This is a genomic window from Brucella sp. RRSP16 (assembly GCF_052246815.1).
GTDB lineage: Bacteria > Pseudomonadota > Alphaproteobacteria > Rhizobiales > Rhizobiaceae > Brucella > Brucella intermedia.
The window spans coordinates 151,936-168,351 of the sequence record NZ_JBQQAM010000006.1; the positions used below are offsets into that span (position 1 = coordinate 151,936).

The following is a 16,416-nucleotide window of genomic DNA, read 5'->3' on the forward strand; positions in this document are numbered from 1 at the left end:
TGCTTAGGAATTGTTCCAGCTTAATTTAACCCTTTGGATGCGGATCTCCGTTTTGACGAAGCAATCTCCCGGCAACGGAAAAAACTCGATCAAAAGGGCTGTTCAGCTTGCCCTGATCTCGTTCATGGCGACTGCCAGCTGCTTTCAGGCAGCGATGGCCGAACGCATTACCAATCCGGTTGCGGAGTTCTCGGGTCTCGACAAAATCACAGGCCGCATCACGACCTTTGATGTGTACATCAATGAGACCGTTCAGTTCGGCGCGCTCCAGGTGACGCCGAAAGTCTGTTATTCGCGTACGGAGAATGAAGCACCCCGCACAGACGGCTTCGTTCAGGTCGATGAGATTACGCTGGATCGTAAAATACGCCGTATCTTTACCGGCTGGATGTTTGCCGACAGCCCCGGCCTCAATGCTGTCGAGCACCCGATCTATGACGTCTGGCTGAAGGACTGCAAGCAGAAGTCGGAAGTGCCGCCGCCGGATCAGCGCAAATAAACCAGCCTTTTGTTGCGCATCATTCTCTGCAAGCCGTAGGCGGTGCTAGAAACGCGCTATTCCGTCGAGCGCCGTTTCCAGCAGTTTCTCATATTTCTTCCTTGGAACTTCCACGGCGCCGAATCTCTCAAGATGCGGCGTGGTGAACTGTGTGTCGAGAAGAACGAAGCCTCGGCTGACCAGATGCTGGACCAGATAGGCCAGGCAGACCTTGGACGCATCCCGCTTGCGCGTAAACATGCTCTCGCCGAAAAAGGCGCGTCCGAGCGTGACGCCGTAAAGTCCGCCGACAAGCTTGCCGTCATGCCACGCTTCGACTGTATGGCAATGCCCGATCTCGAACAGTTTTCGGTAGGCCTCGCGGATTGGACCATTGATCCACGTGCGCGCGCGCTCGCCGGTTCCGCTGGCGCACCCTTCGATCACGCCATCGAAATCGCTATCGAGCTTTATGTCGAAAATGCCCTGTCGGATCGTTTTCTGGAGGCTTTTGGGAATATGGAAGCCATCGAGGGGGATAACGCCGCGCCTCTCGGGACGAACCCAGAAGACTTCCGGATCGTCGGCTTCTTCGGCCATGGGAAATATTCCCGTGGCGTAGGCCCGCAGGAGCAGCTCCGGTTCGATTGAATAGTCGTCCGGGGACACTCCTGCGGTCACTTTCGTCAGGCGCTTTCGCTCTTGGTTTTCTTGGCCAGATATTTTTCCAGCCAATGAATGTCGTAGTCGCCGTTGGCAATATCCTGATTGGCAATCAGGTCCTGGAAGAGAGGCAGGGTGGTTTTCACGCCATCCACCACGAACTCGTCCAGCGCACGGCGCAGGCGCATCATGCATTCAACGCGGTTGCGACCATGCACGATGAGCTTGCCGATAAGGCTGTCGTAATATGGCGGAATGCGATAGCCGGAATAGACGCCCGAATCCACGCGGATGCCAAGGCCACCCGGCGTGTGGTAATGGGTGATCAGGCCCGGCGAGGGCGCAAATGTCAGCGGATCTTCCGCGTTGATACGGCACTCGATTGCATGGCCGGAGAAGCGGATATCCTTCTGCTTTACCGACAGGCCGAGCCCAGCAGCAACGCGAATCTGTTCGTGAACAAGATCGATGCCGGTGATGGCTTCCGTGATCGGATGTTCCACCTGCAGACGCGTGTTCATTTCAATGAAATAGAATTCGCCGTCTTCATAAAGGAACTCGATCGTTCCCGCACCGCGATAGCCCAGTTCCGCACAGGCATTGGCGCAGACCATGCCGATCTTGTCGCGTGCCTCGGCATTGAGCGCTGGCGAATTGGCTTCTTCCCATACTTTCTGGTGGCGGCGCTGCAGTGAGCAGTCGCGTTCGCCCAGATGGATGGCATTGCCAGCCCCATCACCCATGACCTGAACTTCGATGTGACGCGGCTTTTCGAGATACTTCTCGATGTAAACTGCGTCATCGCCGAAGGCTGCCCCAGCTTCGGAGCGGGCGGTTGCAAGAGCGATGGAAAGATCTTCCTCGCTGCGGGCAACCTTCATGCCGCGTCCGCCACCACCGGCCGAAGCCTTGATGATGACCGGATAGCCGATTTCCTTGGCGATGCGGGCAGCTTCCACGTCGTCCGTCACACCGCCATCGGAACCCGGAACGACCGGAATGCCGAGGCGCTTTGCAGTGCGCTTGGCTTCGATCTTGTCGCCCATGATACGGATATGCGAAGCGGTGGGGCCGATGAAGGTGATGCCGTGTGCTTCAAGGATTTCCGCAAACTTGGCGTTCTCCGACAGGAAGCCGTAACCCGGATGGATTGCGTCGGCGCCGGTGATCTCGCAGGCAGCAACAATCTGATGGATGTTCAGATAGCTGTCGCGCGACGGCGGCGGGCCGATGCACACACTTTCGTCTGCCAGGCGCACATGCATCGCGTCGGCGTCGGCCGTGGAGTGGACGGCGACGGTCTTGATGCCCAGTTCCTTGCAAGCCCTGAGCACGCGAAGAGCGATTTCGCCACGATTGGCTATGAGTATCTTTTGAAACATTGCGCTTTGCTGCCCGTTCATTGAATAAGCCGTAATCTGCTATCTTATTCGATTACGACGAGCGGCTCACCGAATTCAACCGGCTGAGCGTCTTCGATGAGGATGGCCTTCACAGTGCCGGCGCGCGGGGCCGGAATCTGGTTCATCGTCTTCATGGCTTCGATGATGAGGAGGGTCTGGCCTTCCTTCACCTGCGCGCCAACCTCGATGAAGTTGCGGGCGCCCGGAGCCGGAGCGAGATAGGCGGTGCCAACCATCGGTGACGGAACGGCGTTCTTCGACAGATCGGCCTTTGTCGGCTCGGCGGCGGCTGCAACCGGCGCAGGAGCGTCTGCAACAGGTGCTGCGGCAGGCATAACAGTCGCTGCGGCCTGGACCGTAACCTTGCGTGAAACGCGGATACGCAGGTCACCGTGCTCGACTTCGATGTCGGTCAGGTCGGTTTCATTGAGGATATCCGCCAGGTCGCGGATCGTTTCCTTGTCGATGACGGAGTTTTTGCTGGACATATCAGGCCCCTTTAACGCTTTGCCCGTTGTTTTCTTCTTCTTTGGCAATTGCCGCAAGCGCGCGCAGACCGAGCAGGTATCCTTCCGCGCCAAAGCCGCAAATAACGCCTTTGGCGACTGCGGATACATAGGAGTGATGCCGGAAAGCCTCACGCGCATGTATGTTCGAAAGATGCACTTCCACAGCCTTTACCTTGGCCGAGCGGATCGCATCGTGAATAGCAACCGATGTGTGGCTATAGGCGGCCGGATTGATGAGGACATAGGCGTCTTTATCGCCCGCTTCCTGAATCCAGCTCACCAGATCGCCTTCGTAATTGGACTGACGGAAATCGACATCAAGTCCGAGTTGTTCAGCCTCACGCCTGCAACTCGCTTCGATATCCTCGAGCGTTGCAATACCGTATATCCCCGGTTCTCGTTTGCCGAGAAGGTTGAGATTGGGGCCGTTCAAAACAAAAACCGTTTTTGCCATATCCGTCCGCGACTGATAACGCACTACCACGAAATTTCGGTATACTTCGCATTCCATATAGAGGGCTTGGACGCAAGCCGAAACCCTCTAAATCATTGCAGATGTTTTGCCGAACCGGTTTTTCCCGCTATTCTTTGCAAAATAAGGCAGGCAACACGGCAATTCTCTTCATCTGATACAGCTGTCGAATGCCGCAGCTTAAACTGTTTCACAAATGTGATCCGTCAAGCCGCGAGCCCGCTGCCTAGTTTTTCGCGCCAGCGCGCGCAGCGGCGATTCTCTCGACCAGCCCATCCACGCCGATCGCGCCGGGAACCAGTTCATCGCCGATGATGTAGGATGGCGTGCCGGTGATGTTCAGCTGCTGCGCCAGCTGATAGGTCTGCTGGAATGCGCCGGTAATGGCTGGGTCCTTCATCTTTTCGCGCAGCTGTGTTTCATCGGCCCCCAGTTTCACGGCATCGGCGATGGCGGATTCTTCCGTAGCACGCTCTTGCGCACCCAGCAGCACTTCGTGGAACGCAGCGTATTTTTCCGGCATCAACGCTCTGAACGCCTGTGCCACGACATGCGCCTTGGCGGAATCCGGCCCGAGGATGGGGAATTCCTTCATGACGAACCGCACATTCTTGTCGGTTTTCAGGATCGCTTCCATGTCGGGCAGGGCCCGCTTGCAGTAACCGCAATTGTAGTCGAAGAACTCGTAGACAGTCACGTCGCCGTCCGGATTGCCGAAGACCGCATCATGCTTCGGATCGTAAAGGGAGCTGCGATTGGCGGCCAATACCTGCTTGATCTGTTCCTGGGCTGCACGTGCCTGCTTGGTTTCAAGAGCACTTTGCACTTCCAGCATCAGTTCCGGATTCTGGATCAGATAATTGCGCACGACATTTTCGATGGCCTGCTGGTTCATCGCCACAGGCGCCGCGGCAGGAGTTTCCACCGGGGCAGGCGCCGGAGCTTGCCGGGCGGTTCCCGCGTAATAACCCAATGCAAGGGCGGCAATGCCCGCAATGCCACTGGCAACTGTTATGGAAACTGCGTTCTTCATTCCAAATTCCAATCTGTCTTGAATATCGGCGTCAGGCGTAAATTGCCGCCTTATTTGCTTTTCTTGGCATTGATGATGTCCTGCGCGCGAAGCCACTCCGGAGAGCGGGGCTTCATCTGCTTTTGCGCGCGGATGGCAAATATCTGGGCCTGCTGAAGCTTGCCAGAATAATAGTTCATGTCGGCTGTGGCGAGGTCTGCGAGCGCCATATCGCCCTGCTGGCCGTATGCCTGTGCGAGATAGGCATAGCCGCCCGGAAACTCCGGATCGGATGCGATGCCGGCCTTGATCTCCTTGATCGCCGTCGGCATGTTCGCCTTGGCGCCGGTGAGCATAAGGGCGCGCCCATAGCTCATGCGCAACAGCGGCGATTTACGCGGATCGAGCGAAACGGCCTTCTGGAAAGCCTTTGCGGCTCCCGAAGCATCGTTTGCTTTCAGCAGGACTTCACCGCGCATCTCCTGGAAATATGGGCTCTTGGGCTGCTCCTTGACCAAGGCGTCGAACTTGGGCAGTGCGGCGCGGGCCGAGCCGTTCAGGAATGTCGTGATGGCATTGCCATAACGGGCAGGGAGGCCGCCGGGATTATTGCGGAACATGCGTTGAAGCGCGCCCATATTGCCCGAATAAGCGGCGATCTTCGCGCGCGCCATATCGTGACGCAACTGCAGGGCCGGTGAATCGGTGTTGTTGAAATAGGGGCTCTTTCTCGCAAGCTCTTCCAGATTGGCAATGCGCTCACGCGGCAATGGGTGGCTGATGCGGTACTGATCGATCTGTGTGCCGGTAAGCGACAAGGCCGATGCAAAGCGCTCGAAAGTATCGAGCATTCCCTTGGTGGATTGCCCGGTGGCATTGAGATAGTTCACGGCGAGGCGATCGGCGGTCATTTCCTCGGTGCGCTGATAGTTGAGCACACTGCGCATGGCCATTTCGCCCGAACCCATTGCGATGCCCGCGCCGGCACCTGCCGCGTTGCCGCTGCCGCTTGCGGCACCGGCCACACCCGCGCCAACGCCCAGCAGCATGCCGATGATCGCCATATTGCGAGCCCGGCTCAATTGTTCGCGCAGGCGCTCCTGATGGCCGCCGGCGAGATGGCCCGATTCGTGCGCGATCACACCGATGATCTCATTGGGTGTTTCCGCCTGCATGATTGCGCCCGTGTTGATGAAAATACGGCGTCCATCAACGAAGGCATTGAAACTCGGCGAATTGACCAGGATGACGCGAACACCGCGCCCGCCCAGTCCGGCCGCCTTGAGAATCGGCGCGGCATAATCGGCAACAAGGGCCTCGATTTCCGCGTCTCGAACGATGGGAACACCACCCCCGCGCGACTGCGCGAATGCGGGCAGGGCACTGGTGACGGCTATGGACGCCGCGGCCATTACAGCGACCGAACGTCTGACCATCCTATGGAAAGAAAATCTTCTGGCTGGGAAAGGTGAAGTCATCATCCCCATCGTGCTGCTCTTCCTTCTTCAAACCGGCGCGAATCTTATAGCCTTTGCTTTCAATCACCGATAGGCGGAGGTTGGGATAATCTATTTGGTCGTATTTTCTCGAAAGGTGCTGTTGCTTTAGCAATCCGGCGATTATACGGCGGGTTCAGAAAGCGACATTCGCAATTTTTTGGAGGTAATGGTGGTCACTCTTTCCAGCCGCAGCGCAGTTGAGCCCTTTCACGCCATGGACGTTCTGGCAGAGGCCAACCGCCGTCGTGCAGCCGGGCATCCGATCATTTCCATGGCGGTAGGCCAGCCAGCCGATCCCGCACCTGCCGCCGTCCGGCAAGCTGCCGAACGCGCCTTGAAGGACGGGCGCATCGGCTATACGGACGCTCTGGGGCTGATTGAACTGCGGGAGGCGATTGCTGCGCATTATGCCGATCACTACGGGATTTCGATCTCGCCGGAACGCATTGCCGTAACCACTGGCTCATCCGCTGCCTTCAATCTGGCCTTTGTCGTCTATTTCGATCCGGGCGACCGGGTTGCCATTACACGCCCCGGCTATCCCGCTTACCGCAATATATTGACGGCGCTTGGCCTTGAGGTCGTGGAAATACCGACGGGCAATGGAACCTCGACGTCATTGACCGCCGAAGCGCTTGCGGCGGTGCATGCCGAGAAACCTTTGAAGGGCGTTCTGTTTGCAAGCCCGGCCAATCCTACCGGCGCTGTCATCGACAAGCCGGAACTCACGGCGATCATTGAAACGGCTCGCGATCTGGGCATCCGGGTGATCTCGGACGAAATCTATCACCGGCTTTCCTACGAGACGGATGATGTCACCGCGTTGGAGATTTCCAACGATGTGACCGTCATCAACTCATTCTCCAAATATTACTGCATGACCGGCTGGCGGATCGGCTGGATGGTTTTGCCCGAAAGCGATACGCGCGCAATCGAGCGACTGAGCCAGAGCCTTTATATCTCCGCACCGGAGCTTTCGCAGCGCGCCGCCATCGAAGCCTTCCATGCAACGGCGGAACTTGAACGGGTGAAGGATCGCTATCGCCAGAACCGGCTGATCCTGCTGGATCATCTCCCACGTATCGGCCTCAGCCTTGCTGCGCCGATGGACGGGGCCTTTTATGCTTATTGCGATGTATCGCGTTTCACCAACGACAGTATGGAATTTGCTCGCCGGATGATCGCCGAAATCAACATTGCAGCAACACCGGGACGCGATTTCGACCCGCTGGACGGCCATCGGACGATGCGCTTTTCCTATGCAGGCAAGATCGAGGAAATGGAAGAAGCTGTTCGCCGGTTAGAAGACTGGTTGCCACAGCAGAGAGCCTGAATCCCGGTTCGGGCCTTGGAAAACTAAGCTTCTGGAGCATTTCCAGCAAAAGTGTGAAACGTCTACGCGGGGAAATCAGTTCACTGGACTGATTTCCTATCCCGCTTCGATGCGTTGGATAACGCGATAAAACAAATAGTTAAAGTGGTTCCGGCGACGCTATCAGAGCAGGCACCGCTCTAAAGCAAAGAAAAACCGGCGTTTCCGCCGGTTTTTTCATTTCAATCCTGAAGCGGTTTTCAGAAGAAGCCCTTCTTCTGCCACCAGCCGGCGCGCTTGGGCTTCTGCTCTTCGCTTTCGCTTGAGGTCACAACAGGTTCTGCGTTCTTCTCCGGTTCGGCAATCGTCGCCACGTCAGCTTCAACCGCCACCGTGTCGTTGACTTCGGCCGCTGGCTTTGCCGCTGCTCGGCGGGTACGCCGCTTGGGCTTTTCCGCTTCTGCTTCGGGTTCGTCGTTGGCTTCAACCGCTACCGGTTCGGCAGGAGCCTCTTCGACCGCCTTCTTGCGAGCGCGGGTCTTGCGGGCGGGCTTCGCAGGCTTTTCCTCTGCCTCGGCTGCAACAACCTCCTCAGCCGCATCTTCAGTCTTGGCAGACTTGCGGGCGCGGGGCTTGCGTGCAGGCTTGGCTGGCTTCTCTTCGGCCACCGGTTCTACCGCTGGAGCAGGTGTTTCCACGGCTTCTACGGCTGGTTCGACCGCTACGGCTGCTATTTCTTCGACTACTGTTTCCTCGATCTTTACCGGCAGGACCGGCGTGTAACCGACAAACTCGGGATCGGGAACCTTGCGCGCACGCGGTTCATCGTCGCGACGATTCTTGCGACCGCCCCGGCGACCGCGGCGGCGCTTCTTGCGACGATCTTCCTCGCTCAAGGAAGCATTGGAAGATGTCTGCTGAGACTCATCTGCGTCATCGTCTTCGTCAGACGATTCTTCAGAGATGGAATCGGACTTCGCGGACTGCTCCTGGCCCTCGCGATCACGACCGCCGCGACGACGGCGACGGCGACGGCGCTTGCGGTCACCTTCTTCACCGCGCTCTTCAGAAGCCTGAACATCAGCCTTCGCTTCTTCTTCGGCTTCGTCCTCATCGACCGGGATTTCCGGATCTTCGATATCGTCCTCGATATAGGCCATCGGCTGCACCGGCGGCTGGGTGATAGGCCGTGTGGACGGCGCACCCTTGTCGATGACGAAATGCTGGTGGCCGACGCTCTCATCGGCGTCAATGCTGATCGCTACACCAAAGCGTCCTTCCAGATCAGCCAGAAGCTGACGCTTGTGATTGAGGACATAAAGCGCCGACGAAGCCGGTGTGCGGACGTGAATGTCGAAACCGGAATGACGCAGCAGATAATCCTCGATACCGCGAATGATGTGCAGCGCCATGGAGGAATCCGAGCGGATATGGCCGGTGCCGCCGCAATGCGGGCAGACCTGCATCGTGCTTTCAAGCACGGATGCACGGATACGCTGGCGCGACATTTCCAGAAGGCCGAAATGCGAGATGCGGCCCACCTGAATGCGGGCGCGATCATCCTTCAGGCAGTCCTTCATCTTCTTTTCGACAGCGCGATTGTTGCGCTTTTCTTCCATGTCGATGAAGTCGACGACGATCAGGCCGGCAAGGTCGCGCAGGCGCAACTGGCGCGCAACCTCTTCGGCAGCTTCCAGATTGGTCTGGAGCGCCGTGTCCTCGATGGAATGCTCTCGTGTCGAGCGACCCGAGTTGACGTCGATGGCAACCAGCGCTTCCGTCTGGTTGATGATCAGGTAGCCGCCCGATTTGAGCGTGACCTGCGGCAGCAGCATGCGGTCGAGCTGGGCTTCCACGCCGTTGCGTGTGAAGATTGGCACCTGCTCACGGTAAGGCTGGACGACCTTGGCATGGCTCGGCATGAGCATGCGCATGAAGTCTTTGGCCTCGCGATAGCCGTTTTCGCCGGCAACGAGGATTTCCGAAATGTCCTTGTTGTAAAGGTCACGGATCGAACGCTTGATCAGGCTGCCTTCCTCATAGACGAGGGCAGGCGCCGTCGATTGCAGCGTCAGCGTGCGCACATTTTCCCAAAGACGCATCAGATATTCGTAGTCGCGCTTGACTTCGGCCTTGGTCCGGTTTGCGCCAGCCGTGCGCAGGATCACACCCATGCCCTGCGGCACTTCGAGTTCCTTTACGATCTCCTTGAGGCGCTTGCGGTCCTGAGGGTTGGTGATCTTGCGCGAAATGCCGCCGCCGCGCGCGGTGTTCGGCATCAGAACCGAATAGCGTCCCGCAAGCGAGAGATAGGTGGTGAGAGCCGCGCCCTTGTTACCGCGCTCTTCCTTGACGACCTGAACCAGAAGAATCTGGCGACGCTTGATCACTTCCTGAATGTTGTACTGGCGGCGATTGGTGCGCGCATGCGTCGGAAGCTCTTCAAGCGCGTCTTCCGAACCAACGGATTCGACCATGTCCTCTTCATGTTCGATATCGTCTTCGTCGCCGTTATCGAGGGCTTCTGAGATCACATCGCTTTTCTGCGAGAGGGCCATGGCCGGTGTGCCGGGCACGTAATTTTCAAATGCCGGACCAACCGGCTCAGCCGCCGGCAATCCGTTGTCGGACGCACTGGCCTGCGCGTCACCGTTCTGGCCGTCACGGCGTCCGCGACGCCGGTTACGGCGAGACCTGTCATTGCGATCATTCCGATCGCTCCGCTCACTCTTGGCGCGCGGCTCGTCTTCGTCGTCTTCCGCACGTGCGGCTTTGGCTTCGGCCTCAAGCAGCGCGAGACGATCAGCTACCGGGATCTGGTAGTAGTCGGGATGAATTTCCGAAAATGCGAGGAAGCCATGACGGTTGCCGCCATATTCCACGAACGCAGCCTGAAGCGAAGGTTCGACGCGGGTGACGCGTGCGAGATAAATATTGCCTTTCAGCTGCTTCTTATGTTCCGACTCGAAGTCGAATTCTTCAATCTTGTTGCCCCGAGTAACGATGACCCGGGTCTCCTCCGGGTGGGAGGCATCTATAAGCATTTTGTTGGACATTATTGTCTTTCCTGCCGGCGCGAAGACGCAAAACGCGTGCGCCGGACGAAACCCTGCGGGCTGTCGTGCTCATTGCGTTGCATCTGCCGGATGGTTCTGGGTTCGTCGGAATAAAAGCTGCTGCCTCCGCGCGCGATGGCCTCGTGGCGATCACGGTCTTCAGGCTCGCAATGGTCAGTCTTGCTTGACCCATAGCTGTTCCGAACGAAACGACCTCATATATGACCCGGGAAAGCCGGGCCGACCTCTTTGCTCTTTTCGAGCGTTGGCGACAGCACGTAAAGATGCGCAGTCGGCCGATGGAAACGGAGGGCGGGGGAGCCACATCTCCGCTGAATTCTGTGCCGGTTATTGGGGGCGACGAATGAATATGCCGCTGTTTTCGCTACCATTCCTTGCGGTTCGTTTAGAGAACCGGCAAACGATTCTGATAGTTCACCCAAAACCTTCCATAGCTTTTATGGCGTCGTTTGAACGATGACAAGTGCGAATATCATTTGACTTTCGCATCGCAATTTCGCCGAAAGCTGAGTATAGGCCCGATTCAAGGTCGAAATACGGCTGGAAATCCTTCATTAACTGTAGTTCTGTACGAGTGTTTCAATGGGTATTCGAGCGAGAGGGTGCAGGACAAGCGTGCCGGTATCGCGATTATTGATACCAGTCATCCAAATGATGTTCCTGATTGTGGCAGCCGATGCATTTTCGAAGCGCTGAAAACGCGATGACACGATTGCTGAATTTGCGATGCCTTCTGGCGTTGTTGGTCCTTTTGTCGGTTCTGCCGTTCCAGTCCGCCTCCGTCTATGCGGCCGATCGCGTGACTTCGCCGCTGGCTGCGCTGACTTTCCGGATGGCGGGCGACGATTTGCGGACGCGCATCGTTGTCATGTTCGACAGGGAGCCCAAGCTGTCGACCCTGCTTCTCGATAATCCGCATCGGCTTGTCGTCGACCTGCCTGAAACACGCTTCGGTTTCGATGAAAAGAGTATGGAGCCCCGGGGCCTCGTGTCTCGCGTTCGCTACGGCCTCGTGGGCAAGGGGCGTTCGCGCCTCATCCTGACACTCCGCGGTCCGTTCAAGGTGGAGGATTTGCGCGTTCTGAAAAATGAAAGCGCATCAGGCTACCGACTTGTGGCCGACATCGTTGCGACCTCGGACCGGGAATTTGCGGATCAGTTGCAGGGCCGCAAGGAAATAACCAGTTCCACCGATCGTGATGAAAAGCCGGTCCAGGCCGCGTCGCAGAATGGGACAGCTCGCCCGTTCACGATCATGATCGACCCCGGCCACGGTGGAATTGACAGTGGCGCGGAAAGCCTTAGCGGCATCAAGGAAAAAGACCTGACACTCGCTTTCGGGCAGGAACTCAGAGATCGTCTGGCGCAGGACAAGAACATCAAGGTTCTCATGACGCGCGAGGACGACACTTTTCTGCGGCTTTCCGAAAGGGTGAGGATCGCCCGCCAGCATGAAGCGGATTTGTTCATCTCCATCCATGCCGATACGATCACCCAGCACGATATTCGCGGCGCGACGGTTTATACGATTTCCGACAAGGCATCGGACTCTGTAGCGCGCGCCATGGCTGAGCGGGAAAACAAGTCGGATACCCTTGCCGGTGCGGCGCCCGAGGAGCAGCCCGAGGTTACCGACATTCTTCTCGACCTGACCAGGCGTGAAACGCACACATTTTCGCTGAGCTTTGCCGAAAAGGTGATTCACTCCCTGCAAGGGCAGGTGAACCTCATCAACAATCCGCATCGCTTTGCCGGTTTTCAGGTACTGCGCGCGCCGGACGTGCCATCAGTGCTGATCGAAATCGGATATTTGTCCAATGCCGAGGACGAAAAGCTTATCAGCAACCCCGAGTGGCGCAAGAAGCTCGCGGACAGGCTTGCGATTGCGATCAAGGCGTTTGAAGCGCTGAAACATCCCGCAAGCCTCAGCAAAGGGTAGGGACCCTGAAATGTGGAGAACTGTGGCGATGTCTCTTAAATGCGCTACATCTTATAAGATGCAGGCTTGCAACAGTTTAACGGATTTTCGTCATGCAGGCGAAAGCAGCAGCGTTAAATTGGTAAAAACACGTAAACCATCTTGCCTTTGACTCATTTGCTGGTCACTAAGCCAGTGATTGCCTCATGGCATAATTGGGTTAAAGGGTTGGCTGTTCGTGCTTTGACCCTTATCATGTGAATAATCTGAAGGCAGGATTCCGCATTTATGGTAAGGCTTATCGGATATTTCTTCGGGATCGGAACGGTGCTGATGCTCCTCGTGGCAGGTGGCGTCGCCCTTTACGTCGGAAGTCTCACGAAGGATCTGCCAGATTACGAGGTGCTCGCAAAATACGAGCCGCCTGTAATGACGCGCGTTCATGCCTCGGATGGTAGCCTCATGGCGGAGTTTGCCCGTGAGCGCCGTCTTTATATTCCCATTCAGGCGGTGCCGAACCGCGTGAAGGCCGCTTTCGTTTCGGCTGAAGACAAGACCTTCTATGAGCATCATGGTCTTGATTTCGCAGGCCTTGCCCGCGCCATGTTGACGAACGTCAAGAATATGGGGTCAGGTCGCCGTCCGGTAGGCGCGTCCACAATCACGCAGCAGGTTGCAAAGAACTTCCTCCTGACGTCGAAACAGACCTATGATCGCAAGATCAAGGAAGCCATCCTTGCAATGCGCATCGAGCAGGCCTATTCCAAGGACCGTATTCTCGAGCTTTACCTCAACGAAATCTTCTTCGGTCTTGGTTCCTATGGTATTGCCAGCGCGGCTCTGACTTATTTCGACAAATCGGTCGGCGAACTTTCCATCGCCGAAAGCGCATATCTTGCCGCCTTGCCGAAGGGCCCGAACAATTATCACCCGTTCCGCCAGCCAGAGCGCGCCATCGAGCGCCGCAACTGGGTCATCGACCGGATGAGTGAAAACGGCTACATCACCGCGGAAGAAGCGACCGAAGCCAAGAAGCAGCCGCTGGGCGTGAAGGAGCGTTCGGACGCCCATTACGTGTTTGCCTCGGAATATTTCACCGAAGAAGTTCGCCGCCAGATAATCCAGAAATATGGCGTCGATGCGCTTTACGAAGGTGGCCTTTCCGTTCGCACCACGCTGAACCCGACCCTTCAGGTCGAGGCGCGCAAGTCCTTGCAGGCTGCGCTGCTGCGCTATGACGAGGCTCGCGGCTGGCGTGGCCCCATGAAGAATGTCGAACTTGGCAACGACTGGGGTACGGCATTCGGCGACATGCAGTCCTATGCGGATGTGCCCGAGTGGCAGCTTGCGATCGTGCTCAATGTTTCCGCCGCTGGCGCAGATATCGGTCTGCAGCCGCCGCTTGAGGCATCGGGCTCGCGCAGCAAGGAGCGCAAGCGCGCATTTATCGCGGCCGATGATATGAAGTGGGCGATGCGCATCGTGAATATCGGTGGCAAGCGCACCAGCGCCAAATCACCGGAAGGCGTGCTGAAAGCGGGCGACATTATCTATGTCTCCAAGTCCGGCGAATCTCGTTTCCGTCTCCAGCAGCCGCCGAAACTCGAGGGCGCGCTTGTTGCCATGGACCCGCACACAGGCCGTGTTCTGGCCATGGTCGGCGGCTTTTCCTACGCGGAATCGGAGTTCAACCGCGCAACGCAGGCCTATCGCCAGCCCGGTTCGTCGTTCAAGCCGTTCGTCTATGCTGCGGCCCTCGATAATGGCTATACGCCGGCTTCCGTGGTTCTGGACGGCCCGCTGGAAGTCAATCAGGGCGGTACGCTGGGCGTCTGGGCGCCGAAGAACTATTCGGGCAAGTTCTCTGGCCCGTCCACGCTGCGCTACGGTATCGAACAGTCACGTAACGTCATGACCGTGCGTCTCGCGCAGGACATGGGCATGAAGCTCGTCGCTGAATATGCGGAACGCTTTGGCATCTACGACAAGATGCTGCCCGTTCTCTCCATGGCGCTTGGTGCCGGTGAAACGACCGTTCTGCGCATGGTGACGGCCTATTCCATCATGGCGAATGGCGGCCAGAGCATAACGCCGTCGATGATCGACCGCATTCAGGATCGTTATGGCAAGACCGTGTTCAAGCACGATGCGCGCCAGTGCGAAGGCTGCAATGCACAGGATTGGGCCAATCAGGACGAGCCGACGCTGATCGATAATCGGGATCAGGTACTCGATCCCATGACCGCTTATCAGATCACCTCGATGATGGAAGGCGTCGTTCAGCGCGGCACGGCGCAGATTTTGAAGAGCCTCGACCGCCCGATGGCTGGCAAGACCGGTACGACCAACGATGAGAAGGACGCCTGGTTCGTTGGTTTCACGCCCGATCTCGTAGTCGGCGTGTTCATGGGTTATGATACGCCCACACCGCTTGGCCGCGGCAATACGGGCGGCGGTCTCGCAGCGCCTGTGTTCAAGTCCTTCATGGAGCAGGCTCTGGCCGGAACGCCGAAAGTGGATTTCCGCGTGCCTGAGGGCATGACGGTCATCGCTATCAACCGCAAGACCGGTATGCGTGCCAATCAGGGCGATCCGAATGTGATCATGGAAGCTTTCAAGCCGGGTACGGGACCATCCGACAGCTATTCGGTCATCGGCATGGATTCCTTCCGCGAAGGTTCTCCGGTTGCGCCGCAGTCGCCGCAGGCAACCCGCGCTATCAACTCAGGTTCGGGCGGACTTTACTGACCGGGAAAAACGGGGCTTTACCCTTTACACTGCGCCGCGTGCTCACTATGGTCCGCGGCGCCTGGACTGTCTGTCCATGCCCGAAAGTCTGGGCCTCGTAACGACCGGCTCAGCTTCTCAATTGAAATAGAATGATATTGAAGGAACGATTTGCCCATGCGCGCGGAAATCGAGACGCTGGTTGACGAAATCCAGCAGGCCATAAGCCTGCTGAGGAGGCATCTTTGACTGGGATCAGGCGATAAAACGTCTCGGCTATCTCAACCAGAAAGCTGAAGATCCCACACTCTGGAATGATGCCCAGGAGGCCCAGAAGCTGATGCGCGAGCGCCAGCAGCTGGAAGACAGCATCAATGGCATCAATCATCTGACCCAGACGCTGAACGACAGCATCGAACTGATCGCCATGGGCGAGGAAGAAAATGACAAGTCGATCATTCAGGATGCGGAAAACACCATCCGCGAACTGAAGGAAGAGATCGACCGTCGCCAGATCGATATGCTTCTGTCGGGCGAAGCCGATGCGAACGACACCTATGTCGAAGTGCACGCCGGTGCCGGTGGTACCGAAAGCCAGGACTGGGCGTCGATGCTGCTGCGCATGTATACGCGCTGGGCGGAACGCAATGGCCGCAAGGTCGAAGTGATGGAAGTGCACGAAGGCGAAGAAGCGGGCATCAAGTCCGCGACCATTCTCGTCAAGGGGCACAACTCATATGGCATGATGAAGACCGAATCGGGCGTCCATCGTCTGGTCCGTATTTCGCCGTATGACTCCAACGCCCGTCGCCATACGTCTTTCGCCAGCATCTGGGTATATCCTGTCATCGATGACAATATCGACGTGCAGGTCACGGAAGCAGATGTTCGCATCGATACCTACCGCGCTTCGGGTGCTGGCGGCCAGCACGTCAACACGACCGACTCGGCAGTGCGTATCACGCACATTGCGACCGGGATCGTGGTGCAGTGCCAGGCTGAACGCTCACAGCACAAGAACCGCGAAAAGGCATGGTCGATGCTGCGCGCTCGCCTCTATGAAGAGGAACTGAAAAAGCGCGAAGCGGCGACGGATGCTGCGAATGCCACCAAGACTGATATCGGCTGGGGACACCAGATTCGCTCCTACGTCCTGCAGCCCTATCAGCTGGTCAAGGACCTGCGCACCGGTGTGGAAAGCACCAACCCGCAGGAAGTGCTGGATGGTTCCGTCACGCCGTTCATGGAAGCCGCACTCGCGCACCGTATTCAGGGCGGTGGTGAACTGATCGACGATATCGATTGATTGCTCACTATCTGCACGGCATAGAAAACAAAACCCGGCT

13 protein-coding genes are annotated in these 16,416 nt (G+C 57.5%); 6 read left to right on the forward strand and 7 right to left on the reverse strand.

What is annotated here, in order from left to right:
* The first annotated feature begins 37 nt into the window (after positions 1-37).
* A complete protein-coding gene (locus ACS5UA_RS11455) occupies positions 38-499 on the forward strand; it encodes a DUF2155 domain-containing protein (protein WP_021585073.1) in 462 nt (153 codons plus the stop codon).
* A gap of 45 nt (positions 500-544) precedes the next feature.
* Here ACS5UA_RS11455 and aat read toward each other — a convergent pair whose 3' ends face one another.
* The 6 genes from aat to ACS5UA_RS11485 all read right to left on the reverse strand — a co-directional run bounded on the left by aat (position 545) and on the right by ACS5UA_RS11485 (position 6,024).
* Entirely contained in the window at positions 545-1,114 is a 570-nt protein-coding gene (gene aat, locus ACS5UA_RS11460) for a leucyl/phenylalanyl-tRNA--protein transferase (protein ID WP_025091429.1), read from the reverse strand.
* A gap of 50 nt (positions 1,115-1,164) precedes the next feature.
* Positions 1,165-2,523 carry an acetyl-CoA carboxylase biotin carboxylase subunit gene (gene accC, locus ACS5UA_RS11465; RefSeq protein ID WP_006472125.1) on the reverse strand — a complete coding sequence of 453 codons (1,359 nt, stop codon included), beginning with the start codon at positions 2,521-2,523 and terminating at the stop codon, positions 1,165-1,167.
* Between the two features lie 44 nt (positions 2,524-2,567).
* Positions 2,568-3,032: an acetyl-CoA carboxylase biotin carboxyl carrier protein gene (gene accB, locus ACS5UA_RS11470; protein ID WP_241084354.1), complete on the reverse strand. Its 465-nt coding sequence runs from the start codon at positions 3,030-3,032 to the stop codon at positions 2,568-2,570.
* Position 3,033: 1 nt separating this feature from the next.
* Entirely contained in the window at positions 3,034-3,507 is a 474-nt protein-coding gene (gene aroQ, locus ACS5UA_RS11475; protein ID WP_113368778.1) for a type II 3-dehydroquinate dehydratase, read from the reverse strand.
* 244 nt (positions 3,508-3,751) lie between these two features.
* The gene (locus ACS5UA_RS11480; RefSeq protein WP_241084353.1) at positions 3,752-4,558 is read right to left on the reverse strand and encodes a DsbA family protein; all 807 of its coding nucleotides are present in this window, start codon (positions 4,556-4,558) and stop codon (positions 3,752-3,754) included.
* 50 nt (positions 4,559-4,608) lie between these two features.
* The gene (locus ACS5UA_RS11485) at positions 4,609-6,024 is read right to left on the reverse strand and encodes a M48 family metalloprotease (protein WP_241084352.1); all 1,416 of its coding nucleotides are present in this window, start codon (positions 6,022-6,024) and stop codon (positions 4,609-4,611) included.
* Positions 6,025-6,205: 181 nt separating this feature from the next.
* Here ACS5UA_RS11485 and ACS5UA_RS11490 point away from each other — a divergent pair, with 181 nt between their 5' ends.
* Positions 6,206-7,369: a pyridoxal phosphate-dependent aminotransferase gene (locus tag ACS5UA_RS11490; RefSeq protein WP_241084398.1), complete on the forward strand. Its 1,164-nt coding sequence runs from the start codon at positions 6,206-6,208 to the stop codon at positions 7,367-7,369.
* A gap of 239 nt (positions 7,370-7,608) precedes the next feature.
* Here the strand turns inward: ACS5UA_RS11490 and ACS5UA_RS11495 are convergent, their stop codons facing one another.
* Complete coding sequence (locus ACS5UA_RS11495; RefSeq protein WP_112700392.1) at positions 7,609-10,404, reverse strand: Rne/Rng family ribonuclease; 2,796 nt, start codon at positions 10,402-10,404, stop codon at positions 7,609-7,611.
* A 2-nt stretch (positions 10,405-10,406) separates the two neighbouring features.
* Here ACS5UA_RS11495 and ACS5UA_RS11500 point away from each other — a divergent pair, with 2 nt between their 5' ends.
* From ACS5UA_RS11500 to prfB, 4 genes are all read left to right on the forward strand, one after another.
* Positions 10,407-10,592 carry a hypothetical protein gene (locus ACS5UA_RS11500; RefSeq protein ID WP_006466695.1) on the forward strand — a complete coding sequence of 62 codons (186 nt, stop codon included), beginning with the start codon at positions 10,407-10,409 and terminating at the stop codon, positions 10,590-10,592.
* 536 nt (positions 10,593-11,128) lie between these two features.
* Positions 11,129-12,364 carry an N-acetylmuramoyl-L-alanine amidase gene (locus ACS5UA_RS11505; protein ID WP_410171145.1) on the forward strand — a complete coding sequence of 412 codons (1,236 nt, stop codon included), beginning with the start codon at positions 11,129-11,131 and terminating at the stop codon, positions 12,362-12,364.
* A gap of 267 nt (positions 12,365-12,631) precedes the next feature.
* The gene (locus tag ACS5UA_RS11510; RefSeq protein ID WP_021585081.1) at positions 12,632-15,091 is read left to right on the forward strand and encodes a penicillin-binding protein 1A; all 2,460 of its coding nucleotides are present in this window, start codon (positions 12,632-12,634) and stop codon (positions 15,089-15,091) included.
* A 156-nt stretch (positions 15,092-15,247) separates the two neighbouring features.
* Positions 15,248-16,376 (forward strand): peptide chain release factor 2 gene (gene prfB, locus ACS5UA_RS11515; RefSeq protein ID WP_100647369.1). Its coding sequence is split into 2 segments (ribosomal slippage): positions 15,248-15,316 and positions 15,318-16,376, totalling 1,128 coding nucleotides; the frame shifts between segments, so codons are not numbered across the junction.
* Positions 16,377-16,416 lie beyond the last annotated feature (40 nt).